General features: G+C 43.6%; 19 protein-coding genes and 2 tRNA genes. 10 read left to right on the top strand and 11 right to left on the bottom strand.

Annotated features, from left to right (window positions below; translation table 11 throughout):
• Positions 1-93: 93 nt before the first annotated feature.
• The 3 genes from ACMUMQ_RS03585 (at position 94) to ACMUMQ_RS03575 (ending at position 2,727) form a co-directional block, all read left to right on the top strand.
• Positions 94-1,584 carry a CoA-acylating methylmalonate-semialdehyde dehydrogenase gene (locus ACMUMQ_RS03585; RefSeq protein WP_414680639.1) on the top strand — a complete coding sequence of 497 codons (1,491 nt, stop codon included), beginning with the start codon at positions 94-96 and terminating at the stop codon, positions 1,582-1,584.
• A gap of 231 nt (positions 1,585-1,815) precedes the next feature.
• Positions 1,816-2,415 carry a COG3904 family protein gene (locus ACMUMQ_RS03580; RefSeq protein WP_414680638.1) on the top strand — a complete coding sequence of 200 codons (600 nt, stop codon included), beginning with the start codon at positions 1,816-1,818 and terminating at the stop codon, positions 2,413-2,415.
• Positions 2,416-2,433: 18 nt separating this feature from the next.
• Entirely contained in the window at positions 2,434-2,727 is a 294-nt protein-coding gene (locus ACMUMQ_RS03575; protein WP_414680637.1) for a DUF1289 domain-containing protein, read from the top strand.
• Here ACMUMQ_RS03575 and radA read toward each other — a convergent pair.
• From radA to glnK, 4 genes are all read right to left on the bottom strand, one after another.
• A complete protein-coding gene (gene radA / locus ACMUMQ_RS03570; protein WP_414680636.1) occupies positions 2,711-4,099 on the bottom strand; it encodes a DNA repair protein RadA in 1,389 nt (462 codons plus the stop codon). The genes ACMUMQ_RS03575 and radA overlap by 17 nt on opposite strands.
• 64 nt (positions 4,100-4,163) lie before the next feature.
• Positions 4,164-5,687 (bottom strand): GNAT family N-acetyltransferase, encoded by a 1,524-nt coding sequence (locus ACMUMQ_RS03565; RefSeq protein ID WP_414680635.1) that lies wholly within the window; start codon positions 5,685-5,687, stop codon positions 4,164-4,166.
• A 198-nt stretch (positions 5,688-5,885) separates the two neighbouring features.
• Positions 5,886-7,148, bottom strand: coding sequence for an ammonium transporter AmtB (gene amtB / locus ACMUMQ_RS03560; protein ID WP_414680634.1), 1,263 nt, complete (start codon positions 7,146-7,148; stop codon positions 5,886-5,888).
• A gap of 40 nt (positions 7,149-7,188) precedes the next feature.
• The gene (gene glnK, locus ACMUMQ_RS03555; RefSeq protein ID WP_013795072.1) at positions 7,189-7,527 is read right to left on the bottom strand and encodes a P-II family nitrogen regulator; all 339 of its coding nucleotides are present in this window, start codon (positions 7,525-7,527) and stop codon (positions 7,189-7,191) included.
• A 524-nt stretch (positions 7,528-8,051) separates the two neighbouring features.
• Between glnK and ACMUMQ_RS03550 the strand changes: the two genes are divergently transcribed.
• Positions 8,052-8,297, top strand: coding sequence for an accessory factor UbiK family protein (locus tag ACMUMQ_RS03550; protein ID WP_317004892.1), 246 nt, complete (start codon positions 8,052-8,054; stop codon positions 8,295-8,297).
• 32 nt (positions 8,298-8,329) lie between these two features.
• Here the strand turns inward: ACMUMQ_RS03550 and ACMUMQ_RS03545 are convergent, their stop codons facing one another.
• Positions 8,330-8,551: a TIGR02450 family Trp-rich protein gene (locus ACMUMQ_RS03545; protein WP_414680633.1), complete on the bottom strand. Its 222-nt coding sequence runs from the start codon at positions 8,549-8,551 to the stop codon at positions 8,330-8,332.
• 122 nt (positions 8,552-8,673) lie between these two features.
• Here ACMUMQ_RS03545 and ACMUMQ_RS03540 point away from each other — a divergent pair, with 122 nt between their 5' ends.
• From ACMUMQ_RS03540 to rep, 3 genes are all read left to right on the top strand, one after another.
• Complete coding sequence (locus ACMUMQ_RS03540; protein ID WP_414680632.1) at positions 8,674-10,185, top strand: YifB family Mg chelatase-like AAA ATPase; 1,512 nt, start codon at positions 8,674-8,676, stop codon at positions 10,183-10,185.
• 300 nt (positions 10,186-10,485) lie between these two features.
• Complete coding sequence (locus tag ACMUMQ_RS03535; RefSeq protein ID WP_414680631.1) at positions 10,486-11,415, top strand: bile acid:sodium symporter family protein; 930 nt, start codon at positions 10,486-10,488, stop codon at positions 11,413-11,415.
• Between the two features lie 145 nt (positions 11,416-11,560).
• Entirely contained in the window at positions 11,561-13,609 is a 2,049-nt protein-coding gene (gene rep / locus ACMUMQ_RS03530; protein WP_414680630.1) for a DNA helicase Rep, read from the top strand.
• Positions 13,610-13,630: 21 nt separating this feature from the next.
• On the opposite strand, the gene ACMUMQ_RS03525 is transcribed toward rep, so the two are convergent.
• Positions 13,631-13,960: a c-type cytochrome gene (locus ACMUMQ_RS03525; RefSeq protein ID WP_414680629.1), complete on the bottom strand. Its 330-nt coding sequence runs from the start codon at positions 13,958-13,960 to the stop codon at positions 13,631-13,633.
• A gap of 217 nt (positions 13,961-14,177) precedes the next feature.
• Between ACMUMQ_RS03525 and ACMUMQ_RS03520 the strand changes: the two genes are divergently transcribed.
• The 3 genes from ACMUMQ_RS03520 to ACMUMQ_RS03510 all read left to right on the top strand — a co-directional run bounded on the left by ACMUMQ_RS03520 (position 14,178) and on the right by ACMUMQ_RS03510 (position 16,819).
• A tRNA-Arg gene (locus tag ACMUMQ_RS03520) sits at positions 14,178-14,254 on the top strand.
• 103 nt (positions 14,255-14,357) lie between these two features.
• Positions 14,358-14,434 (top strand) — tRNA-Ile (locus ACMUMQ_RS03515).
• A gap of 291 nt (positions 14,435-14,725) precedes the next feature.
• Complete coding sequence (locus ACMUMQ_RS03510) at positions 14,726-16,819, top strand: putative bifunctional diguanylate cyclase/phosphodiesterase (protein ID WP_414680628.1); 2,094 nt, start codon at positions 14,726-14,728, stop codon at positions 16,817-16,819.
• A 108-nt stretch (positions 16,820-16,927) separates the two neighbouring features.
• On the opposite strand, the gene ACMUMQ_RS03505 is transcribed toward ACMUMQ_RS03510, so the two are convergent.
• From ACMUMQ_RS03505 to ACMUMQ_RS03485, 5 genes are all read right to left on the bottom strand, one after another.
• Positions 16,928-18,307, bottom strand: coding sequence for a DEAD/DEAH box helicase (locus ACMUMQ_RS03505; RefSeq protein WP_414680627.1), 1,380 nt, complete (start codon positions 18,305-18,307; stop codon positions 16,928-16,930).
• Positions 18,308-18,407: 100 nt separating this feature from the next.
• Complete coding sequence (locus ACMUMQ_RS03500) at positions 18,408-19,289, bottom strand: transglutaminase family protein (RefSeq protein WP_414680626.1); 882 nt, start codon at positions 19,287-19,289, stop codon at positions 18,408-18,410.
• Positions 19,286-21,865 (bottom strand): circularly permuted type 2 ATP-grasp protein, encoded by a 2,580-nt coding sequence (locus ACMUMQ_RS03495; RefSeq protein ID WP_414680625.1) that lies wholly within the window; start codon positions 21,863-21,865, stop codon positions 19,286-19,288. The genes ACMUMQ_RS03500 and ACMUMQ_RS03495 overlap by 4 nt, the downstream gene beginning before the upstream one ends.
• Before the next feature lie 27 nt (positions 21,866-21,892).
• Complete coding sequence (locus tag ACMUMQ_RS03490) at positions 21,893-25,252, bottom strand: transglutaminase family protein (RefSeq protein ID WP_414680624.1); 3,360 nt, start codon at positions 25,250-25,252, stop codon at positions 21,893-21,895.
• A complete protein-coding gene (locus ACMUMQ_RS03485; RefSeq protein ID WP_414680623.1) occupies positions 25,249-26,193 on the bottom strand; it encodes an alpha-E domain-containing protein in 945 nt (314 codons plus the stop codon). The genes ACMUMQ_RS03490 and ACMUMQ_RS03485 overlap by 4 nt, the downstream gene beginning before the upstream one ends.
• Between the last annotated feature and the right edge of the window lies 1 nt (position 26,194).

Below are 26,194 nucleotides of genomic sequence, written 5' to 3'. Positions count from 1 at the left end.
TACTCTGGCATAGTGGAGTCAATACAGACGGCTTTTCTCTTTAAAGAAAAGCATTAAGAGAAATGTTTTAGTTTAAAAACTTTGGAGTTTTTCATGGAAATTATCGGACATTTGATTGGCGGTAAGTCGTCACAAGAGGCGGCACGCACTCAAGATGTGTTTAATCCAGCGACAGGTTTGGTATCTAAAAAAGTCGCTATTGCTTCGAAAGAAACAGTAGAGGAAGCCATTGCGGTTGCTCAGGCGGCTTATCCTGAATGGCGAAATACTCCACCATTAAAGCGTGCTCGTGTGATGTTTAATTACAAAGCCTTATTAGAAAAGCACGCAGATAAAATTTGCGAGTTGATTGGCGCTGAACATGGAAAAATCTGCCATGACGCAGCAGGCGAATTGCAGCGTGGTATTGAAAACGTTGAATATGCTTGTGGTGCACCAGAATTGTTAAAAGGGGAATTCAGTAAAAACGTCGGCCCAAACATAGATTCTTGGAGTGAGTTTCAACCGTTAGGTGCGGTGGCGGGTATTACGCCGTTTAACTTCCCTGCTATGGTGCCTTTGTGGATGTTCCCAATGGCGATTGTTTGCGGTAACACTTTTGTTCTTAAGCCGTCTGAACGTGACCCAAGCACTGCGTTGTTTATCGCTGAGCTTTTACACGAAGCTGGATTGCCACCTGGGGTTTTCAATGTGGTAAACGGCGATAAAGAAGCAGTCGATACTTTATTAGAAGACACTCGTGTGAAAGCGGTGAGTTTTGTCGGCTCTACGCCTATTGCAGAATACATCTACAGCAAGGCCAGTGCGAATGGCAAACGTTGTCAGGCGCTAGGCGGTGCGAAAAACCACGCAATTGTTATGCCTGATGCAGACATGGATAACGTCGTTAGCCAGTTGCTAGGTGCGGCGTTTGGCTCTTCTGGTGAGCGTTGCATGGCGCTTTCTGTCGCGGTGGCGGTTGGCAAAGAAGCCGGGGATATTTTGATCAATAAAATGTCCGAAGCTATGAAGCCACTGAAAGTCGGTGAATGCTCAGATAAAACCAACGATTTTGGCCCAGTTATTACGAAAGAGCATAAAGACAAAGTTGTTGGTTTCATTGATAGCGCAGAAGCTCAAGGTGCGACTGTCGTTGTGGATGGTCGTAATCCAAATGTCGCTGGTTATGAAAATGGCTTCTTTGTTGGTGCGACGTTAATTGACGGCGTAACCAAGGAAATGGACAGCTATCAGCAGGAAATTTTTGGTCCTGTTTTGCAAGTGGTTCGTGTTGATACGATGGAGGAGGCCATGGCGCTGATCAATGACCATGAATATGGCAACGGAACCTGTATCTTTACGCGAGACGGTGAAGCGGCGCGTTATTTTTCAGATCACATCGAAGTCGGCATGGTTGGTATTAATGTGCCACTGCCTGTTCCTGTTGCGTACCACAGTTTTGGTGGTTGGAAGCGTTCACTGTTTGGTGATCTGCATGCTTATGGTCCAGATGCGGTACGTTTTTACACTAAACGCAAAACTATTACTCAGCGTTGGCCTTCGGCTGGCGTGCGAGAAGGTAAGAGCTTCTCTTTCCCATCATAGATCCCGTGCATTTCTATGCCTTAATTTAGGCAATCATATTAGAAGTGTCTTTCAGGCTGTTTATCTTTTGATAAGCAGCCTTTTTTTATTTACTGATTGGTACTTTGATAGCCAAGTGTTTTTATTCATGAGTTTGTAATTGGTAGGGAATAGGTTTTATTTGTACGTGTTTTGATCTAATCTGACGCAATGTTGTTATATTTTTTCACTTTTTGGAGCAACGTCTAGGTCATGAATCTCCGTTTGTTTGTAGCTAAGTTGTTCATCATGTTACTCACAGTGTCATTGGTTGGTTGTGCTGCATCTTCTCATCGAGAAGGTATTGAACCGGGTGGGGAATTAAGTGTTGAAGTGACGGACGATGTTGCTTATCTATCGGGTGTTTTAGACAGTGATCTTGTTGATCGGTTAAGTGATCTTATCAAAGAAAACCCCAATGTGACGGATTTAGTCTTAGTGGATATTCGCGGCTCTTTTGATCAGCAAGCGACAATGGAAGGGGCGCGTTTGATTCGACGTTTAGGTTTGAACACACAGATTGCACCAACGGGTTTTGTGCTTTCTGGTGGTGTTGATCTATTCTTAGGGGGTGTTGAAAGGCTGATTGGTGCTGGTGCGGGTGTTGGCGTTCACGCTTGGTCTGATGGGACAAAAGTTAAAGCCGCTAATTTAGATCCAATGGATCCAGTCCATGCAGCTTATGTGAATTTTTACCTAGAAATGGGTGTGCCGGAGCGGTTTTATTGGTTCTCGCTTGAGGCTGCGCCCGAAGACAGAGTGTACTTTTTGTCTCCTGAAGAAATGTACGATTATCAACTAGTGACGCAGTAAAGGTAAATGGAGGGGCAGATGGAACAAATCGAAATGTTTGTGATAGAAAGCCCCTGTAAAGGCGTTTGCGAGAACAGTGCCAAAGGTTTTTGCAAAGGGTGCTTGCGTAGCCGAGACGAGCGCTTTCATTGGTTTTCCTTATCGAATGAAGATAGACACCATATCTTAGACTTATGCAAACAACGCCGTGCTCGTTTATTGAAGGCGCGCCAAGAACGCTTAGAAGCGAATCTTGATAAGGCGCTGCCTTACGGTATGGAAGAAGAGAGCGTTAACCCACTTTTTCCCTTTCTAGTTAATTCTCAAAAATAGCGTCTAACGCTTCTGACAAACGCTCGACACCAATAACTTTCATTCCTTCTATTGGTTTCTTCGGGCAGTTACTTTTAGGCACGACCGCTCGTGTAAAACCATGTTTAGCGGCTTCGCTGATACGTTCTTGTCCTGATGGTACGGGACGAATCTCCCCAGACAAACCGACTTCCCCAAGTACGACTAAATCGTGCGGCAAAACTCTATCCCTGAAACTGGAAACTACTGCCGAAATAGCGGCTAGGTCAGCACTGGTTTCCAGTACTTTTACGCCGCCAACCACGTTCAAATATACGTCTTGATCTGCTGTGTGCAGGCCGCCATGTTTGTGAAGTACAGCGAGCAACATGGCGAGTCTGTTATGGTCAAAACCTACGGTAACTCGTCGAGGATTACCAAAAGCAGAGTCATCCACCAAGGCTTGTAACTCTACAAGCAGAGGGCGAGTTCCTTCCCAAACCACCATGACTAGGCTGCCAGCTGCAGGTTGATTGCTTCGATTTAAGAAAATAGAACTTGGGTTTTTGACTTCTTTTAGTCCGCTTTCCAGCATGGCAAAAACGCCCAGTTCATTGATCGCACCAAAACGGTTTTTCATACCACGAAGTGTTCGAAAGCGAGAGTCTTCAGAGCCTTCCAAGAGAACTGAGCAATCCACCATGTGCTCAAGGACTTTTGGTCCAGCCAGCGTTCCATCTTTGGTCACATGGCCAACAAGCAAGACAGCTGTTTGAGTTTGCTTGGCGAAACGGGTTAACACAGCGGCGCTTTCTCGAACTTGTGAAACGCTACCAGGCGCTGATTCAATGCCATCCAGATGCATAACCTGAATAGAGTCGATTACCATGATTTTTGGTTTCAGTTGTTGAGCTGTGTTTAAAATGCTTTCTACATTGGTTTCGGAAAGCATTTTTAAATTTTGTGTCGGTAAACCAAGACGATGAGCGCGCATAGCAACCTGTTGTAGCGATTCCTCACCTGTGACATACAAGGCGCTCTGTTGTTGAGCTAACCAACACATGGTTTGCAGTAATAACGTACTTTTACCTGCTCCGGGGCTGCCGCCAATCAAAACAACGCCACCAGGAACGAGACCGCCACCGAGCACCCGATCAAATTCACTGGCACCTGAACTAAAACGTGGTACGTCAGATAAATCCACATCCGATAGACTTTGAATGCCTGTTGTTGCTCCAGCATAACCTTGATAGCGAGGGTCTTGAGCTGCCGACACTCGCGCCGAAGTTTTCGTCGACGTTAGGCGAATCTCAGATAGGGAATTCCAGGCTTTGCAGGCTTGGCACTGACCTTGCCATTTTGCGTAGTCAGCACCGCATTCATTACATACAAAGGCTGTTTTTGCTTTGGCCATGAAAATACTCTTTATTCAATAAAGAAGAAGCAAAGCGCTTCTCCTTATCGGTTTGTGTTGTTGATTATTTTTTCCAGTTAACTGAATACAAGTCAAGACGTCGATCTTTCAGGTTGTTGACTGAGCCTTCACTGCGAGTAAATTTCAACTTGTCTAAGTCTAAGTCAGAGAACATGATCATCTCAGTGTTAGGCGTAGTTTCTGCCATGACCGCATCGTGTGGATATGAGAAATCCGAAGGTGAAAATACAGAACTTTGAGAGTACTGAATGTCCAAGTTTTCCACCTGAGGCAAGTTGCCACAACTACCACAGATAACTACATAACATTCATTTTCAATGGCCCGTGCTTGAGCGCAGTTTCGCACTCGTAGGTAGCCATTCTTTGTGTCGGTCCAAAAAGGTACGAAAAGAATGTCCATGTCTTGTTCAGCAAGCAATCGCCCAAGTTCTGGGAATTCTACGTCATAGCAGATTAGAATGCCGACACGTCCTGCGTCCGTATCAAAGACTTTCAACTTATCGCCACCTTGAATCACCCAGTCGCGGCGCTCGTGTGGTGTGATATGAACTTTTTTCTGCTCTTCTACTGTGCCATCACGGCGACATAAATAGCTGATGTTATAAACCACTTCGTCTTCGATGATTGGCATAGAGCCTGTGATGACGTTGATGTTATAGCTTACTGCTAATTGTGATATCTCGTTTTTGAAACGCTCGGTGAAGCTGGCTAGAAAGCGAATCGCTTCTGTTTGGTTGTTTTGATCTGGGCTTAAGCCGATTAACGGAGCATTAAAAAATTCAGGGAAAACGGCAAAATCACTTTTATAGTTTGAAACTGCATCAATGAAGTATTCCACCTGTTTTAAAAGCTCATCTGCGCTTTCTACTTCACGCATTTGCCATTGTACTGCACCAATGCGTACTTGTGTCTTACGTGATTGGATTACAGTGGTTTCTGGCTCGAAGAAAATGTTTTTCCATTCCAGTAGTGTTGCATAACCTTGGGACTTTTCGTCTTCCGGTAAATAGCGTTTGAGTAATCGTGTGACCTGAAAATCATTCGACAATTGGAAAGACAAAATAGGGTCGTAGATTTTCTTCTCGCGAACGGATTCTAAGTATTCTGCTGGCGATAAATTGTGCGCATGTTCGTGATAATTCGGTATGCGTCCACCCGCTAGGATGGCACGGAAGTTATGCTGGCGACAAAGCTCCTTGCGAGCTTCGTATAAACGTCTACCTAAACGATAACCTCGATATTCCGGCGCAATAAGAACATCTAAACCATACATGGCGTCGCCTTGAGGGTCGTTTAAAATGTTTTCTTTTTGATCGACCAAATCATCATAAGTATGAGGGTTACTAAAGCGTTGATAATTGGCTTGTACAGATAAAGCGATACCGACAATTTTACCGTGATCTTCCAGGCAAATTTGCCCTTCAGGAAAGTCTTTTATTAATTGATGAATTGTGTGTTTTGGCCAAGACCCACCAATATCATGGTAAACCTTATCCATGAGTAGTTTTACTTGCTCATAATCGTTGTTGGTTAGATTACGAATTTTTAAATGTAAGTCTTCTAGCATGATGGCCTCGATTGTATTGGCTGATGCGTGTTTTGTAGATGCATCAGACTGTATTTGTATAACAAGATAATAACGCTTCTTTATGTCATGAGGGCGTTATATTTGTTTTAAAGCACCAAAAAGATTGTCGTTAGAAAAAGAAAACCCCCGCCGAGGCGAGGGTTTTATTAAGAAAGAACTAAATGCTTTCTGGAAGAATTACTTTTTGAATTCTGGGTATGCTTCCATACCACACTCAGAAAGGTCAACACCTTCGTATTCTTCTTCTTCGCTAACACGAACACCCATGATTGCTTTGATGATCAACCAAGTTACTAGGCTCGCTACGAATACCCAAACGAAGATAGTTACTGCACCAGCGATTTGACCGCCGAAAGTAGCACCGTCGTTTGTTAGAGGAACAGCTAATAGACCCCAAAGACCAACAACACCGTGAACAGAGATCGCGCCCACTGGATCGTCAAGCTTCAGCTTGTCTAGAGTAAGGATAGAAACTACAACAATCAGACCACCAACTAGACCAATCAAAGTTGCGCCTAGAGCAGAAGGAGTTGAAGGCTCTGCAGTGATAGCAACCAAACCAGCTAGCGCGCCGTTTAGAAGCATAGTCAAATCTGCTTTACCGAATAGGATGCGAGCAAGAATTAGTGCGCCAATTGCGCCACCAGCTGCTGCAGCGTTAGTGTTTAGGAACACCATAGCAACAGAGTTAGCGCTTGCGATATCGCCAAGTTTCAATACAGAACCACCGTTGAAACCGAACCAACCCAACCAAAGGATAAGCGTACCCAAAGTTGCAAGAGGTAGGTTTGCGCCAGGGATTGCACGTACTTCACCGTTAGGACCGTATTTACCTTTACGAGCACCCAGGATGATTACACCAGCCAATGCTGCTGCAGCACCTGCCATGTGAACGATACCAGAACCTGCAAAGTCAGAGAAACCAAGGTCGCCAAGGCTAAACATACCGAATACAGAACCGCCGCCCCAAGTCCAGTTACCTTCCATTGGGTAGATGAAACCAGTCATAACAACAGCGAATGCTAGGAAAGCCCATAGCTTCATACGCTCAGCCACTGCACCAGATACAATAGACATTGCTGTTGCAACGAATACTACTTGGAAGAAGAAGTCAGAAGCGCCTGAGTAGATAGAACCGCCTTCAAAACCGCCATCACGAGCAGCGAAGTCAGCTAGAGTTGAGTCTACATCAACGTCTTGAATACCAGTTAGGAACCACTCGCCACCGTACATGATCGAGTAACCGCAAACTAGGTACATGATGCAAGAAATGGCAAACAAAGCCACGTTCTTGGTTAAGATTTCAGTGGTGTTTTTAGCGCGTACTAAACCCGCTTCTAACATGGCAAATCCGGCTGCCATCCACATAACTAGTGCGCCACACACCAAAAAGTAAAAAGTGTCCATGGCATATTGTAAGTGAAAAATTTGATCTTGCATGTTTCGCCCCCCTAAAGGCTTGTAAGATTCGAAGCTATAATTAAACTGCTTCTACACCAGTCTCGCCGGTACGAATACGAACCGCTTGCTCAAGGTTAACGATAAAGATTTTACCGTCGCCAATTTTGCCTGTGTTTGCAGCGCCACTAATTGCTTCTACAACTTGGTCTGTCATGTCGTCAGCAATAGCAAGTTCGATTTTTACTTTAGGTAGAAAATCAACTACGTATTCAGCGCCACGGTATAGTTCTGTGTGGCCCTTTTGACGTCCGAAACCTTTTACTTCTGTAACCGTGATACCTTGAACACCGATTTCAGAAAGAGCTTCTCGAACATCATCCAGTTTAAATGGCTTGATGATGGCTGTTATAAGCTTCATACCCACTGTCTCCTTTAATTAAGTCAGTATTATTGTCGTAACGCAGGTAAGCTCTTTATTCAATATGCGTGCCATATACTGAAGTGCCTTAGTGCCAAAGGGTTTGTAAGGATTTTGTCTGCTTTTGGAAATTAAAAAGGCGAGGGCGTGTTTATAAATGGTGCGTTTATTTTCAAATGTTTTATTTTTGGTGCATTAACTTGGTGCGGGTGTCCTTGTATCAAATAAACTCTCTTGGCTTTATCTCCTTTGTTCTGATTAAGAAAAAATCCTTTAGATACCAGAAGATAAGCAATCCCTGTGTTGTGTTAACAGTAAAGGGTCGACGATTGGTCGAAAATTGCACAAAAAAGAGGCGATTCATTCTTGTGCTAGATTGATGAGCATTTAACTTAGAGCGTGAAAAAGTGGCTTAGAAAACATAGATTGCTTGTTTGTACCTTTTAACGACCTCTATACTATGCTTTAAAACACTGACTTGATGCCTTTTGTGAGGCGTTCAAAAATACGAAGAGTAATATGACATGATAGATCAATTTATTAAGCAACTTGGTACAGGCTTAGAGCAAGCCGCAGAGACGTTAGGAAAATTGCCGAAAGAAGAAATCCAGTCGCAGTTGCATGAAGTTGCTCGTAATACACTGACTAAAATGGATCTGGTGACGCGTGAAGAGTTTGAAGTGCAAGAGGCTATGTTAGCAAAATATCGAACAAAGCTTGCAGCTTTAGAAGCGCGCCTGACTGAACTAGAGGCTGGAACGAAAAGTTAAAAATAGGAACTAAATGATGGTAATGTCATTGCTTATTTCCAACCTTGTTTCCAATCGACAGTGGAAGTCAGTGATTGCCAAGGTAATGTGTATGAGTTTCTGTTGATGACAGCTTCAAGAGTACATTCGATAACAGTACCTTCTTCATCACGCATTAACTCAGTCACAATAAAGTGTTTTTCTTTATGGGTAGGCGAGACAGAAGTCCATTTTGAGAGCAGTAATTTATTAGGGTTAATCTGAGTTTTTGACATAGAGTGATCTCATTACATTAATGATAGAAGAGAGAGTTAAATTCTCACCTCTATAAATACGTTAAAAAAGACAAGCCGGATTGCTTGTGCCTATTAAAACTAACTAAGATCAAGGAGTGATCATGAGTTTAGCGACGATTTACAGCCGCGCACGAGTTGGTGTGGCTTCCCCTTTGGTAACAGTTGAAACGCATATTTCAAACGGTTTACCTTCCCTCAATATTGTGGGCTTGCCTGAAGCGGCAGTTCGAGAAGCAAAAGATCGTGTTCGCAGCGCTATCATCAACAGTCATTTCGAATTTCCTACCCGAAGAGTCACTATTAACCTCGCGCCTGCGGATTTGCCCAAGGAAGGTGGGCGTTACGATTTGGCCATTGCAATTAGTGTGTTAGCGGCCTCTGGTCAATTAGGCGAAGTGAGTTTAGGTGACACAGAGTTTATTGGCGAATTAGCTTTGTCTGGTGATATTCGAGGCGTTCCGGGCTTGTTGCCTTCTGCGATTGCGTGTCATGAAGCCAACCGTCAATTGATTCTGCCAGAAGATAATCAAGACGAAGCTGCCTTGGTAGAAGGGAACGCGGTTTATGCAAAACACCTGACACAAGTGACCGCACATTTATTAAAAATGAACCCGTTGCCCCATTGTGAATCCAAACCTGTGGCGTCTTTGCCTTTGAATCATAAAGATATGCGCGATGTAAAAGGGCAATACCAAGCGCGACGGGCTTTGGAGGTAGCAGCGGCAGGCGGTCATAACCTGTTGTTTATTGGCCCAGCTGGTACAGGGAAAACCATGCTGGCGTCTCGCTTACCGAGCATTATGCCCGCCATGACAGAACAAGAGGCGTTATCTGTGGCATCGGTTCAGTCAGTCGCAGGGCGAAAAATGGGGCTAGATTGGTATTGGTCAGAGCGACCATTTCGATCGCCGCACCATTCTTGTTCGGCAGCGGCTTTGGTCGGTGGTGGTTCGATACCTAAACCGGGAGAAGCGTCTTTGTCTCACAATGGCGTTTTATTTCTAGACGAATTACCAGAATTTGATCGTAAGGTATTAGAGGTTTTAAGAGAACCACTTGAAAATGGTGAAGTGCATATCTCTCGAGCCCGTGGTCAGGTCACTTTTCCAGCTCGGTTTCAATTAGTCGCCGCAATGAATGCGAGCAATGAAGCTTATACGGGCGGCCAAGACTATTATCAGTCGAGTGCGAGCCAAAAGTATCTGAAAAAATTGTCCGCACCTTTTTTGGATCGTATTGATTTGCATGTAGAAGTGCCGCCTTTGCCCTCGAATGTTTTGGTGAATGCCCAAGAAGAAGGTGAGTGTAGCGCCAGTGTCCGTGAACGTGTTGAGAAAGCTGTTGCCAGACAAAGAGCACGGCAAGGAGTTCAAAACGCTTTGCTAAGTGGTCGTCAATTGGAACAGATTTGTGCATTGAGTGAAGAAGACAAACACTTTATGCAGCAAGCCTTAGAAACTTTGAAGCTTTCCGCAAGAGCTTATCATCGGGTGTTAAAAGTGGCCTTAACCTTGGCGGATTTAAACGATTCGCCAGTAACAAGAGCTCACCTTATGGAGTCCTTGAGTTATCGGAAAATGGAGAAAACGCTCGCGAACGCTGTGTCTTCTTAGTTGTTTTTATTGTGAGAATTTTGGCTTTTTGATGTGTTGTATTTTGCATTAGAGGTATTTTTGAGTTTTAACACTTCTTAAAGGATAAATAAAAACTGTTTCAAATAGTTTCATTTCGTTACAATTCTTCGCCCATTTTTCAAATCGACATTACAGCTTTGCTTTTCTTCAATGTGAATTGTGAGAAAGCTGTGAACAAAAGTCGTCGAATGGGTTTTCTGGTTTCTTCGAATAATAATGAAATGCTTACTTAGCGCCTTATTTGGTGTGAATCAGTTTGCATAAATGGAGTTTCATCTTATGGTTATCCAGCTTTTTCCTCTTTGGGCGATACTGCTTTCCGCCCTAGCTTTTTTTCAACCCGATTTATTCGTTGGGCTGAAAACTCAAATTGTCCCTCTGCTTATGATTATTATGCTAGCGATGGGATTAACATTAAGTCCAAAAGACTTTAAGCAAGTATTGAAAAGCAGAAAAGCCGTTGCTGTCGGCGTTTTATTACAGTTTTTGGTGATGCCAATTGCGGCGTTCGCTGTGGCTATGGTGTTTGGCTTTGATACCGAATTAACTGTTGGTATGTTGTTGGTTGGTAGTGTGGCAGGCGGAACCTCGTCGAATGTTATGTGTTACTTAGCGAAAGGTGACACGGCACTGTCTATTTCTATGACGGCCATTTCCACTTTGTTGGGTGTGGTGCTAACGCCTTTCCTTGTTTCTTTAATGATTGGTACCAGTGTTGATGTGCCGGTTTCTTCTATGTTGATCAGCCTCTTTAAAATTGTCTTGTTGCCAGTGGCAGCCGGTGTGGTGATTAACACGCTTTTCTCGAAAGTTATTCGCAAAGCAGAAGTCGCTTTACCTTATATTTCTATGTTCGCCATTGTGTTGATTATTGCGATTGTGGTGGCATTGAGTTCTTCTAAGTTGGTAGAAGTGGGTCTTGTGGTCGCTGCCGCCGTTATTCTTCACAATACGATCGGTTTGATCCTTGGTTACTGGGTGACGTATTTACTCGGGTTTGATTCTCGAGTTTGCCGAACCATCGCATTTGAAGTTGGTTTGCAAAACTCTGGCTTGGCAGCGGCGCTAGCTGTGAAATTCTTCACACCTTTGTCTGCTTTGCCTGGCACACTTTTCAGCGTATGGCACAACATTTCTGGGTCATTGTTGGCAAGTTATTGGAGCCGACGAGCAGTAGAAAACGTAGCGGATAAAGATTCGTCTAATTAAAAATAGATTGTCTTGTACTCAAAAAGGGATGCGATTTCGTGTCCCTTTTTTTGTGAATGAGTACTTTTTCTGTCGTGCGGCTGAAGTTGATCTCAGGTACACTTGAGGTTGTTTTTCAATTCCCTTTTTTAGCCAGAGTCTTGTCATGAGTGAGCCGCTTCCATCCATATCTCAACGTCTTCGAAGTTTGAACGAACGTCAACTAGACGCGGTGAAACAAATTGATGGGCCGCTACTTGTGTTGGCTGGCGCAGGTTCGGGAAAAACCAGTGTAATCACCACTAAAATTGCTTATCTCATTCAAACCTGTGGTTTCAAAGCCAATAGTATTATTGCCGTCACTTTCACCAATAAAGCGGCGCGAGAAATGAAAGAGCGGGTGGTGAGTATTTTGTCTAAGCCCGAAAGCCGAGGCTTGAGCATTTCCACCTTCCATAATTTGGGGCTGCGTATTTTACGCAAAGAATACCGCCGAGCAGGTTTAAAAGAAGGCTTCACTTTATTCGACTCGCAAGACTCTTTTAGCTTAGTTAAAGAGATTCTCGACAAAGAATTCAATGGTCAAACAGACTCTGCGGCTTATTGTCAAAATACAATTTCCAACTGGAAAAATGACCTTACTACGCCACAAGAAGCCATGACCAATGCCGACACAGAAGAGTTTCTATTGGCGGCTCAAGTGTATGCGCAATATCAGCGTTATTTGCGAGCGTACAACGCGGTGGACTTTGACGATTTGATTTTGTTGCCTGTGAGCTTGTTAATGTCTGACGACGAATTACGAGAACGTTGGCAGAAAAAAGTACGCTATTTGCTGGTGGACGAGTGTCAGGATACCAATGCTAGCCAATATGAATTGATTCGTTTGTTGGCAGGTTATCGCCGTTGTTTTACCTTGGTAGGAGACGATGACCAATCCATTTACGCTTGGCGTGGTGCTCGCCCTGAAAACTTAGAACGCTTATCCACAGATTACCCGAACTTAAAACTGGTGAAGCTTGAGCAAAACTACCGCTCAACAAAAACCATCTTGAAAGCCGCGAATACCTTGATCGCCAATAATCCGCACATCTACGATAAAGCCCTGTGGAGTGACCTTGGTGTAGGTGATCCTATTCGCGTCATGGTGACTCGCAATGAGGATTCTGAAGCGGAGCGCGTGGCAGCTGAAATACAAACACGCCATTTGCGCCATGATATTCCTTATCGTGATTTTGCTGTGTTATATCGAGGAAATCATCAGGCGCGCTTGTTGGAAATTAAGCTTCAAGCCTATCGTATTCCTTATAAAATGAATGGCGGCACGTCATTTTTCTCTCGCGCTGAAATCAAAGATTTAATGGGCTATTTGCGCCTTCTTGTAAACCCAGCAGACGACAATGCTTTCTTGCGAGTAGTAAATTTGCCACGCCGTGAAATCGGCCCAGCGACCTTAGAAAAAGTCGGTAACCTTGCCACAGAACGCGGCGTGAGTTTATTTGAAGCCTGTAGCTATAAAGAGATCGAAGAAAGCGTGACTGGACGATCATTAAAAAGCTTACAAGATTTTGAAAGCTGGATGTCTACATTGCGACGACGCCTAGAAGGCGCTTCGCCTGTTCCCGTTATTGAGCAAATGATCCACGACATGGATTATTACGGCTGGATTCAAGAACAAACATCATCGACCAAAGCGGCTGATCGTCGTATTGAAAACGTGCGTTTCCTCTTGGATTCTATTCAGCGCATGATGGAATCTGCTTGGGAAGAAGACGAAACAGCAGGTTTAGATCAAGCCATTAGTAAGTTGCTCTTGATCGATATGCTAGAGCGTCAAGAAGAAGAGGAAGACGAAGACAAGGTTCAGCTGCTCACGCTTCATGCTTCAAAAGGGTTGGAATACCCGCATGTCTTTTTAATTGGTTGTGAAGAAGAGCTTTTGCCGCATCGTAACAGCATAGAAAACGACGATATCGAAGAAGAGCGTCGTCTTGCTTATGTTGGTATTACTCGAGCGAAGAAAACCTTGTGCATCACGCTGGCTGCGAAGCGTCGACAATACGGTGAGGAAATAGACTGTTTACCAAGTCGATTCCTAGATGAATTACCAGAAGAAGATTTGGTGTGGGAAGGTCGTGGTGATGAATCTGAAACCGTGAAGAAAGAGCGCGGCCAAGCGTCATTATCTGCTTTAAAAGCCATGTTAAACGACTAATCAAGTTCGTTTTGATCTTTGTTAACTTTGACTGTTATCTATCATGTATTGAATGGTGTTTTGCATTTCAGCATCACTACAATCAAAACATAACCCCTTTGGTGGCATTGCATTAATGCCTTTAGTCGCATTCAGCAATAATGTATCCATGCCTTTTTCGATATGAGGTAACCAATCGGCTTGGCTGCCAAACTTCGGCGCATTTGCCACACCGCTAGCATGACAGGTAATGCAATATGTATTGTATATTTGATCTGCTGGGCGCTCAGCTTGAGCGGTCAAACTCACTAGAGAAGTTATGGCTAAGCAAGCTGAGAAAACGATACGGCAGATACTAAAAAATATATTCACAAGGAAGCCTTAAGGAAAACGTTTGAGTCATTATAACAGTCAATGTACTTATACGTGGACTGTTTAGCGATGGATTGGAAAGCATACAAAAGTCACTTTATCATTCCGAATTGCTATTAGTACTGGAATCCTAAACAATTTCCTTTAGAATACGCACTCCATTTCTTGCTGGCTTAGTTGTTCATCGACAGAACAAAACCATCTTAGCCACAGACATGCGCCCGTAGCTCAGCTGGATAGAGCGTCGCCCTCCGGAGGCGAAGGCCGGAGGTTCGAATCCTCTCGGGCGTGCCATTTGGCGTTACTCATTGGTAAACTTAATAATTTTTATTGAGTTTAAATGCTATTCACTTCTTGGCAAGTGTTAGTCATATCGCTATAATGCGGATCGTTTTTCGGGCCTGTAGCTCAGTTGGTTAGAGCATCCGACTCATAATCGGCAGGTCCCCCGTTCAAGTCGGGGCAGGCCCACCATATAAAATAAGCCTCGATAAGTTAGTGAGAACTGACTTGTCGGGGCTTTTTTATTTCTCACCATAAGATCAATCTAAGTGTTGAATATTTTAGTGTGCTGACACTGCCTTGTGGCAATCTTTAAACTGTTTACTAGTTTGTTTTTTTGACTGCTCCTGCCTTAAGCTACCTTCAGTATTTAGGTATAGTTTTGTATAAAAAACCTTACAGTGAATCTCTTTCCTATCTCTTCTTGTCCTGTACTATAATATTTTATTGATAAAGGGATTTTACCTCTCACTAGGAACATTTATGTTTTTTAAAGCCAATTTTAAAGTTCTTGTTTTACTAGTTCTTTTGACGTTTTCTGCGCTTGCTTTGCATCGTTTTGGCTTTTTAGACACGTCTTTATCTCTTCTAGAAAACCGCAGTTCAGACTTATTTAGATCCGTATCTACAAGTGGCGTTATAGGAGACCTTACAAAAAAAGGTGATCGTACCGTCTTAAAATGTCACCTTGAGTCAACAGAAGGGTTTAATTTGTGTGGTTTGTCTGTTGATTTAAGAGATGGGTTGGGAAGAGGAATTGATATTGGGCACTATGATGAGCTGGATTTAGAGCTATTGTATAGTGGGCCTTTTGCCGACCCTAAAATCAAAGTCTCTTTTAGGAATTTTCATTCTAATTACTCTTCTTTGAAAGATCCTATCTCCATGAAATTTAACACTATTATCTTTTCTGCTGAAAAGTATTCTGGTGTTCTGACTGTTCCGTTGGATGCGTTTAGAGTAGAGAATTGGTGGATAGATCAATACGATATTGATTTTAAAGACAGTCAAACTGACTTTTCAAACATCTTTTACTTAGAACTTTTAAGCCACAACATGCCAGTTAGTGGTGACTATAAAATCACCCTCGATAAAGTTGTTTTAAGAGGGGAAATAATTTCTGAGAATAATTTGCTTAAGCTGATTTTTTCAACTTGGTTATTGGTTGGAATCATATTTTTAATTAGACAGCATAGTAAGTTAAATGAGATCTCAAAACGCGACATGCTAACAGGCCTTTATAACAGACGAGGTATACAAGAGAGACTGAGTACCATATCGGCAGATCATGCAGTCTATATGTTCTATATAGACATCAATGATTTCAAAGGTATTAACGATACTTACGGTCATGATGTTGGTGATAAATTGCTAATCTGTTTTAGTCGAATGATTGAAGTAAAGCTCGAAAAGCACCAAAGCCGCAGTTATTTTTCTCGTTTCTCTGGCGATGAATTTGTGATCATTTTTGATGACTTGAAAAGAGAAGATATGTTGGCATTGGCTTATGCCATCACTCTTAATTTTGAAAAGCCAGTTAATATTGACTCTTATAGTATCCCGCTTTCTATCAGCTTAGGCATTGCAAAGTCGTCAAATGACGATAACAACTTTGACTCACTGCTGGCGCATGCCGGTGCAGCAATGTATCACGTTAAAAATAACAGCTTACTTTCTTTCCAAGAGTTTGACGAAGCCTTCTCTGAAAATGTTTATTATAAAAAACGCGTGTCAGAGTATATTAAGGAAGCTCTAAAGCAAGATAAATTCTTTCTTAATTACATGCCTATTTATGAGGCTGAATCATTAAAAATTGTGGCTTTCGAGGTTCTGTTACGAACAAATTTCAATGAGATGAAAGGTATTGGGCCACACATATTTATTCCGATTGCGGAAGAATATAACTTAATCAGAGAGTTAGATTTATGGGTGTTGGAGAATACCTTTAGAGGCATCAGAGATGACTACGAGTTCTTATCGGATAAAGCTCTGACATTTTGTATCAATATGTCTTGCGATGAGTTGAATAACCCTCTATTTATCAGTTCCTTAAGAGACCTTTTAGAAAAATATGATATACCTCCGGAATGGATTGAGTTGGAGTTGACCGAGACAAGCTTTGTTGAAATCGGACAAGAGGGGATTAATGTATTAGAAAGTATACGTGCCCTCGGCGTGAAGCTTGTTTTAGACGACTTTGGTACGGGTTATATTTCTTTTAATCAGCTGGTGAATTACCCAGTAAATGGATTGAAAATTGATAAATCCTTTGTTGATTTGTTGGAAACAGAAAGTGTGTCTTCAGGAAGAATTATCCAAGCTATTCTTTCGATTGCAGAGTCTTATCAGCTTGATACCGTTGCTGAAGGTGTTGAAACAGCAGAGCAATTTGTTTATTTACGGGAGTTAGGTTGTCAGCATATGCAAGGTTATTTATTGAGTAAGCCTGTTCCTTGGTTAATCGCTAAAGATCAATTGATTAATCCTGAGACGGAAAAGCTAAAAAACCTTACATCGTCTTTAAATCTAACCAATAAATTTAAAAGCCTTATGTCACTATTGAATATAAACAATTAGCAATAAAACAGTGCTTTAGATGAGATGATATTGAAGGCTTATGGCCTTTATAAAAAAGCCCTTAGTGATTTTTCACTAAGGGCTTTTATGTATCTAACGACTTATAACTTAGTTTTGATCTTGAGTTGGTCGGCGATTTTTTCTAGCAGGCGCAAGAGGTTTGCTACGCAAGCCTTGACCAGGTGTCACGTCGGCTTTTGGTGCTGCTGGACGACGATTACCGGATTTGGGCGCATTGCCTTTTTTTGGGCTGTTTGTATTTCTTGCTCCGCCATTTTGATCACGAGGTGCTTTTGGCTTTTTCGGCTTCTTAGGCTTGATAGGGCGTGTATCCAATGTTGTGTCTGGCAGCATGTGGGTTGGTATGAAGTCATCGTCATAACGACGCTCAATTAGTTTCTGAGTTAAACGCTCAATCGCACGCAATTGATCTAGTTCGTCAGCTGCAACCAATGAAATCGCTTTACCTGTTGCGCCAGCACGGCCTGTACGACCAATACGGTGGACATAATCTTCTGCCACATCAGGAAGGTCGAAGTTGACTACGTGAGGTAACTGTTCAATGTCTAGGCCACGGGCAGCAATGTCTGTCGCGACAAGAATTCGAATGCGCCCATCTTTAAAGTCCGCCAATGCGCGAGTACGTGCTCCTTGGCTTTTGTTGCCATGGATGGCGCTGGCGCGAATGCCTGCTTCTTCCAGTAATTTGGTGATTTTATTCGCACCGTGTTTCGTGCGAGAGAAAACCAATGCTTGATCCCATTTACCGTCTTTGATGAGTTTAATCAGCAGTTCGGTTTTACGCTTTTTATCAACAGGATGTAACCATTGCTCTACAGAAACGGCAGTGGCATTACGTGGCGTGACAGAGATTTCTACCGGATTATTCACTAGGCCTTTTGCCAGTTGGCGAATTTCAGGAGAGAAAGTTGCAGAGAATAATAGGTTCTGACGTTTCTTAGGCAAAATCGCCAAGATCTTTTTAATATCGTGGATAAAACCCATATCCAGCATGCGGTCAGCTTCATCCAATACAAGCACTTCTAGCTTATCGAAGCGAACAGCTTTTTGGTTGTATAAATCCATCATTCGGCCAGGCGTTGCGATTAATATATCTGCGCCACGGCGAAGAGCCATCATTTGAGGGTTAATTTTAACGCCGCCAAAAACCACGGTAGATTTGAGAGACAGGTGTTGGCCGTAATTTTTTACACTTTCTGCAACTTGAGCTGCCAACTCACGAGTTGGCGTCAGTACTAATGCACGTACTTGGTTATTTTGAGCGTTTTCTCCATGACTCAAACGTTCCAGTAATGGCAGTGTGAATCCTGCTGTTTTACCTGTACCTGTTTGAGCTGCAGCCATGACATCTTTGCCTTCAAGAATGGCTGGTATTGCCTGTTCTTGGATTGCCGATGGCTTGGTGTAGCCTTGGTCTTCAATGGCTTTTAAAATAGAGGCAGAAAGCCCAAGTTTGTTGAAACTCATAGATGTTCTCGTGTTTTATCAAAGGCGGGGGGAGAACTGATAACCAGCTCTCCCATAATTGCGCGAAGCTTAACCTATATCTGCTGTACATGCTATTAAGCTAAAGTCTTTTTACATCTACAGAAACCGCCAGCTGCTGAGATCCACCACCTTCAAAAATGACACCTTGAAGAGGAGTGACATCCGAATAATCTCGTCCCCACGCCGTTACAATGTGTTGATCACTTGGCATTAGATCATTGGTTGGATCAAATTCGACCCACCCAATATTAGGAATAAAGACAGCAAACCAAGCGTGGGAAGCATCGACGCCAACCAGTTTTTCTTGTCCCGGTGGTGGCAAGGTTTCTAAATAGCCACTCATGTATCTTGCTGGAAGACCGACAGAGCGCAAACAGCCTATCGCCAAATGAGCGAAATCCTGACAAACCCCGCTACGCTGTTTCAGAACTTGTTCTAATGGAGTCGCAACCGTGGTGGTGTTTGGGTCAAATTTGAATTCAGTAAAGATCTTGTGAGTAAAATTAAGTGCGGCTTCCAGAACAGGTTTCTCATCACTAAAAGTGCTTTCAGCGTACGCTTTCAATTCATTTGAGCTGCGTATTTGAGGAGAGTCTAATAGATACTCTTTTGCCATGCGTAATTCTGGTGTGTCTGGCGCATTTAAAAGATTACGCAATTCACCACAAGTCATCGCGTGGAGCGTTTGTTTCTTATAAGTGTCTGTCGGAACGATTTCAAAATCAGTTGAAACATCGATGACGAGTTTCTTATGCGCCTCTTGGATTGAAAAATAAAAGGTCTGGTTGCCGAAGTAATCTTCTCCTTCGCTTTTATAAATCGGTGGTGGATTAATCTGAATCTTTTGATTAATACATCGCTGATTACGAGTGTCTCTCGGCAGTAGATGCGCCATGTTATAGCATAGGCTTACAGGTGCGCCGTAGGTATATTCCGTTATGTGTCGGACACGATATCTCATAAATTATTTTCCCCAATGGCTTTCATCAGAGGTTGAGGTCCCGCAGTGTGGTCAAAGTATTTATCGCTGATTAAAACGGTGAATTGCTCTAACTGTTCGAGTAATTCAGTCATCAATTCTTCAAGAGCATGACGGCTTTGCGTTGCCTCGTCGATTGTTGCCAGTTCTTCCAAGTCAGCCAATTGAATGTCATTCAGACATTTTATGATGATTTTATTTTCTGGGCTGAGTCCGGCCGTTGTTGTCTTATTTCTTGGTAACTCTTTGATGTAACGACGTAATTGCTCCACTTGATAAAGCAGAGAACGAGGGTTAGTGCCGTCGATCATTAATAAATCTAAGCCATAAGCGACGCGCGCTCGGTTGCGATAGCGGCGGCGGAAAGAAATTAAGGCCTCAACGCTTAATAAAACAGACTCCAGAATTTGTTGCTGAGGTACATCAGGTAAAGGCTTGGTGAGTGCTGAACGAAGCAAGGTGGCCGTTTGCAAAGCTCGCTCAGTACGACGACCAATTTCTTGGAATGTCCAGTCTAGCCCGCGCAACATACTTTCGTGGTTAAGGCCTGATAGAGCCAGTAACGATGTGACTAAGCTATCAAGAGATTCTTCTGGCGCGGAAGGCAAACCATTGGTGTAAGCTCGATCCAATTCATGAATATGGTCACGTAACTCGTTGATAATAATACGAGTATCGGCAGAGAGCATCTCTTTTGCTTGTTCACTACAACTGAGCATTGCTTGCAGGTTTGCCTTGATGGAGCCGGCTCTGCTGGCGTCAGTAATAAGCGAAACCAGTTCTTCTTCTGGGTTGGCTAATAAAGCTTCATCGGCTTCTACAAAGCCTGGTAAACAGCCGGTTTGGATTGATGCCATTTCAAGCAATGTGCGTTTACTTTCTTCTGGTAAAGGGTCTACGCCGTTCATTTGTTTGAATATAGTGCGAAGTAAGCGCATGCCAATTTCAGCACGCTCAGCGTAGCGGCCCATCCAAAATAGATTTTCCACAACTCGGCTTGGCAAGTTCGCTTGTAAAGCTTCGTCTTGTAGAAGAATTTGTTCGCTGTTGTTTTTTGTTGGCTGCTCTGGCTCCGCAGCTAGAATCCAAGTGTCTTTGCTTTTTGAGTGAGTGATATTGGAAACAATCGCTTCTTTGTCCGATTCGCCTGCGCGTGATAAACCACCAGGCATAACGGTGTAATCTTTTGAGTTCGCCACAGTAAAAGCACGAAGCAAACTTGGTCGAGCCTGCATTTTTCCGTCTAACCAGACTGGCGTCATTGACCCTGGAATATAGCTTTGTGCGACATAAAGGTGAGGCTGTTTTTTAATTTTCTCAATGGCGCTTTGTTTTTGTTCAGCGGTCAGTGTGTGGCCGTAAATACTGCAGCTATTATGTTGTCGACTTGCTGGTTTAATAATTAGATTGCTAATGTTTTCAATAACATAAGCCAAATCAGCTTTGTCGCCACACCACCAAGAGGCAACCGATGGCAGCGTTAATTGTTCGCCCATTAAGAATTCACTAATGGCAGGTAAAAATTTGACCAGAGCTGGCGCTTCTAAAATGCCACTGCCTAATGGATTTGCAAGCACAACATTACCAGCACGAACTACTTCTAATAAGCCTGGTACGCCTAAAAATGAATCCACTTTCAGTTCAGCTTGGTCGCAATAGGAGTCTTCCACGCGACGTAAAATTACATCGACTCGTGCTAAGCCATTGAGCGATTTCATCCAAACTGCGCCGTTTCGCACGGTTAAGTCACTGCCTTGAACTAAAGGAAAACCCAAATAGTTAGATAGATAAGCTTGTTCGAAATAGGTGCTGCTAAAAGCACCGGGCGTCAGCATGACGATACGTGGTGTGTCTGTCCATTCACAGGCAAGAGTGGAAAGCATGTTTTTGAAGGACTGGAAGAAGCTGGCTAAGCGTCGAACTTGGCTGTCACGGAAGCTGTTCGGAATCACACGAGAGACAACAGTGCGATTTTCTAAGGCATAACCTGCACCGCTTGGAGCTTGTGTTCGGTCACCAATCACTTGAAATTGTCCAGACGAATCACGAACTAAATCCACTGCATGTAAGAGCAATTGGTGAGTGCCAGGTACGGTAACACCGTGGCATTGACGTAAAAACCCAGGGTGACTGAAAATAATTTCAGAAGGAATAATACCGTTTCTTAATAGTTCTTGTGGACCATAAAGGTCTTTTAAAATGAGATCAAAAAGGGTCGATCTTTGCGCTAGACCTTGTTCAATCGCTAGCCATTCATCGGTTGGAATAATATTCGGGATAAGATCCAATGACCAAACGCTGGGAGTAAGAGGGTCACTGTTTAAGTTATATGTTGCACCGTCTTCGCGAAGAATTCGTTGGGCGCGTCTTTGTCTGTCGAGCATTTCTTCATTGGTCAGATTGCTCATACCTCGTAACATTGGCTCCCAATGTTTACGAGGCTGGCGGTCGCTCATGAAGGCTTCATCATAAGCATTAAGTGGAGAGTCATAGGCGGAAGATAACGTCGGCTTTTCATCTATCACCGACGTTATAAAGTTACCTGTTTGAAGTTGCATAATGTTCTTGAGCCTAAAAATTAAATATTAGAGAACATTATACTGCTTCCTTAGGTCTAATGTATGCGGATATTCATTCATTGGTTCTTCCGCAGGTGGCGACATAGGGCGAGGCGCCTCTTCATTAGGATAAAAAGCGCGCAAAGCACTAAATGCTGGCGGTGGTGACAAGGCTCCTTGAGTAAAGCCATGATCCCAGAAACGATTCACACGTCGCGCTTCTGCTTCATTGCTGTTCACTGGCACATTGTCGTAAGTCCGGCCTCCAGGATGAGACACATGATAAGTACAACCGCCTACTGATAAACCATTCCACGTATCAATAAGGTCAAATACCAAAGGTGTGTCCATGCCAAGAGTTGGGTGTAAAGCAGACGGCGGCGCCCATGCTTTGTAGCGAACTGCACCAACATACTCACCTTTACGACCAGTTGAGCGAATGGGTACTCTGCGGCCATTACAACTTAAGACATATCGGCTGTCTGTTAAGCCAGACAGTTTGACTTGTAATCGCTCGACAGAAGAGTCCACATAACGGGCTGTACCTGATCCTGTGACTTCTTCACCAAGAACGTGCCAAGGCTCGATTGCCCAGCGTAATTCGATCTCCATGTCGTCGATTTTCTTACGGCCATAATGAGGGAAACGGAACTCTTCAAAAGGCGCAAGCCATTCTAATTTGAATGGGAAGCCATGACGCTGTAAATCTTCGACCACTTCTTTCACATCTTGCCAAACAAAGTGCGGCATCATGAATTTGTCATGCAGGCTGGTGCCCCAGCGAACAAGTGGCTTTTTGTATGGTTTCTTCCAGAAGCGAGCAACCAAGCAACGTAGTAACAGCATTTGCACCAAAGACATATGAGGATGTGGCGGCATTTCAAAACCACGAAACTCCAATAAGCCTTGTCGGCCGCTTGCGCTGCCTGCCGCATAAAGTTTATCGATACAAAACTCTGAACGGTGCGTGTTCCCTGTAATATCGACCAATAAATTGCGCATCAGCCGATCAGCTAACCAAGGTTCATCTACTAAGCCTTCTGGCATGTTTTGGAAAGCGATTTCCATTTCATACAGAGCTTCGTCTCTGCCTTCATCTGGGCGAGGCGCTTGGCTGGTAGGGCCAATGAACATGCCGGAGAACAGGTACGACAAACCAGGGTGATGCTGCCAGAATGTCACCAAGCTTTGCAGTAATTCTGGGCGACGTAATAGTGGGCTGTCGGCAGGAGTACGACCACCTAATGTGACGTGATTACCGCCACCGGTGCCTGTGTGACGACCATCTAGCATGAATTTTTCTGCGCCGAGGCGAGACAAGTAGGCTTGATGGTAGAGGGTTTCCGTATTGTGAACCAATTCCTTCCAGCTTGATGCAGGATGAATGTTCACTTCAATAACACCTGGATCTGGAGTGATTAGGAACTTTTGCAAACGTGGATCTTTCGGTGGTTCATAACCTTCAATCACGATCGGAAGTTCTAATTCCTTCGCCACTTGCTCTATGTATTCTAGCAAAGACACAAAGTGTTCTAAGTGTGTCATAGGTGGCATAAAGATATGTAAACGGCCATCGCGAGGCTCGATACACAAAGAGGTTCGAATAACGTTTTTAAGCACTTTCTCTTGCTTAGTAGATGTTTTCGGAGTCACTTTCGCTGCACTTGGTTTGGCTGAATTGCTGAGTGAAGGTGACCCTTTCTTATTAGCCAATGGTTGTCGCGGATCAAAAGGGTCTCGGTCTGGAATCCTGTCTTCTTCTGCGACAGCTGGCAAAGAATTAAGTGGTAAGCGATAACCCATTGGGCTGTCGCCAGGGATGAGAGTAATTACATCACTTCGCATTGGCCAAAGTGAGCTGTCCCAACTGTTTGTGATGGTATTAAACTCCAACGGCAACAAATAACCTGTGGTTTGGCTTAATCCACGGTTCAATAATTTCGCCAAGCGGCGGCGTTCTAAATCGTCTTTTAGATCCGCTTTGGTTGGGTCTGCATCCGCGGGCAAAGATTGTTCTAACCATAAATAGTACAAAGTATCTTCGTAAGTGCTCTGAAGGTACTTTTTGTCTAGGTTAAGCTGCTCACATAAGGCTGTACCAAAGGCTTCTGCGTCTTTGATGGTGTGTTTATAATTAGTATCAACACGAGCCAGATATTTTGGATCATTCCAAAGAGCAACACCGTCCGTTCGCCAGAAACATCCTAGCGCCCAGCGAGGAATTTCCTCACCTGGATACCATTTACCTTGTCCATAATGAAGCAGGCCATTTGCGCCAAATTCTTGTTTCATTTTCAGAAGCAAGTCTTTCGCAAGTTTGAGCTTATCTGCGCCCAACGCACCTGTATTCCATTGTTCGGAATCCATGTCGTCAATGGAGACGAAAGTCGGCTCGCCACCCATAGTCAGACGAACATCGCCTTTTTCAAGCTCTTCATCAACAGCGAACCCAAGTGCTTTGATGGTTTCCCATTCACCTTCTGCATAAGGTTTTGTAACGCGAGGGTCTTCATGGATACGAGTAACTGTGTTGCTGTAGCTGAATTCACATTCACATTCATCGATGAAGCCTGTGATTGGCGCTGCAGAAGCTGGTTCAGGAGTACAAGCTAAAGGAATGTGACCTTCGCCTGCGAACAAGCCAGATGTCGGGTCTAACCCAACCCAGCCTGCGCCAGGTAAGAAAACTTCACACCAAGCGTGTAAGTCAGTGAAATCTTCTTCTGGTCCAGAAGGGCCGTCGAGGGCTTTCACATCGGCTGTCAGTTGCACCAAATAACCCGATGCAAAACGAGCAGCGAACCCAAGGCTACGAAGAATTTGAACCAATAACCAAGACGTATCGCGGCAAGATCCTTTTTTCAGTGTCAGAGTTTCTTCACAAGTTTGGACACCTGGCTCTAAACGAATCCCGTAACCTATATCACTCGCTAACCGACTATTGATGGCAACTAAAAAGTCATTTACGGGTGTGTTTTTGCGGTCAACGGTTGATAGCCATTTGTCCAATAATGGGCAAGACTCTGTGACTTTTAAATAAGGCTCTAATTCTTTTTTAAGGGCTTTATCGTACGCAAAAGGGAATTCTTCTGCGTAGCTTTCCACAAAGAAGTCAAATGGGTTGATCACCGTCATGTCGGCGATTACTTCTACGATAAATTCAAGCTTATTGGTTTTTTCAGGAAACACTAAGCGTGTCTGAAAGTTTCCAAAAGGGTCTTGTTGCACATTGATAAAGTGCTTTTCCGGTAAAACTTTTAAAGAATAATCGTGAATTTTGGTACGAGAATGTGCCGCAGGTCGTAGTCTTAAAACATGAGGGGCGACATTAATAAAGCGGTCAAACTCGTAAGTGGTTTTGTGCTGTATTGCGACTCTAATGGTCATGCAGCGTCTCCCTGCCTAAATTGAAACCAGTTTTCTGTGATTTTATGGTTAATTTCAATAATGGCGATTTGTAATTCGTTAAGGTGGTTGTGGAAGTCTTCGTTTAGATCTTCCGAACTTGAAAGTGGGTATTTAAATTCAAAAATTTTATTTGCTTGAGCAACTATTAGTGCAGAACGAGGCAGTTTTTTTGCCGCTTCACTGATTTGGCCGAAGCAATAATCCAAGCTGCGTGGGAAGCATGGGTCGTTCATCAAAAAGGTTGTGGCTTTTGCGCCGTTGATTGAGGTTCTGACTGTGCGACGGTAATCAAAGTAAGCACTTTGAGATTTGAGGACTTTCGACCAAGTTACTTGGCCAAGTTGAATTCTGGCTTCTTGATCTGATTGCAACATTAAGGAAACGGCGGCATCTAGAATACGAGTTCCCATATCTGCGCGCTCCAAATAGCGCCCCATGATCAAGAAATGCCAGCCAGAATCTCGGCTCATCGCGCCAGCAAAAAGGCCAATGATTTTTTGACAGCCTTCAATGATGGTGTTCAAGAAAAGGTGGCGCTCTGAACGGTTAATGCCTTGTTTAATATTTTTCTGAGCGTATAGATCTAGTTCGTTAATCAACTCCCAGGTTTCTTTAGGCACCACGTCGCGAGTGGTTCGGATGTTTTCTCGAACCATTTTGAGAGAAGACAAAATAGAACTTGGATTGGTGTCATCAGCGAGCAAAAATTTCACGACATTGCGCTCGTCTTTTACCTTGTAGCGCTGTTCAAAGGTGTCTTCGCCACTGAGAATTTCAATCAGGTTGTACCAAGACACATTGATGTCGTTTGGTAGGTCGAACAGTAAGTCATCATAAACGCTGACTAAACGGGCGGTGTTTTCAACGCGCTCTAAGTATCTTGCGCTCCAATATAAACGCTCTGCAACTCTAGATAACATA

The organism is Marinomonas algae, from assembly GCF_047525555.1.
Lineage (GTDB): Bacteria > Pseudomonadota > Gammaproteobacteria > Pseudomonadales > Marinomonadaceae > Marinomonas.
Note: the sequence above shows the minus strand (reverse complement) of the source record. Positions and strands in the feature narration are given on the sequence as shown.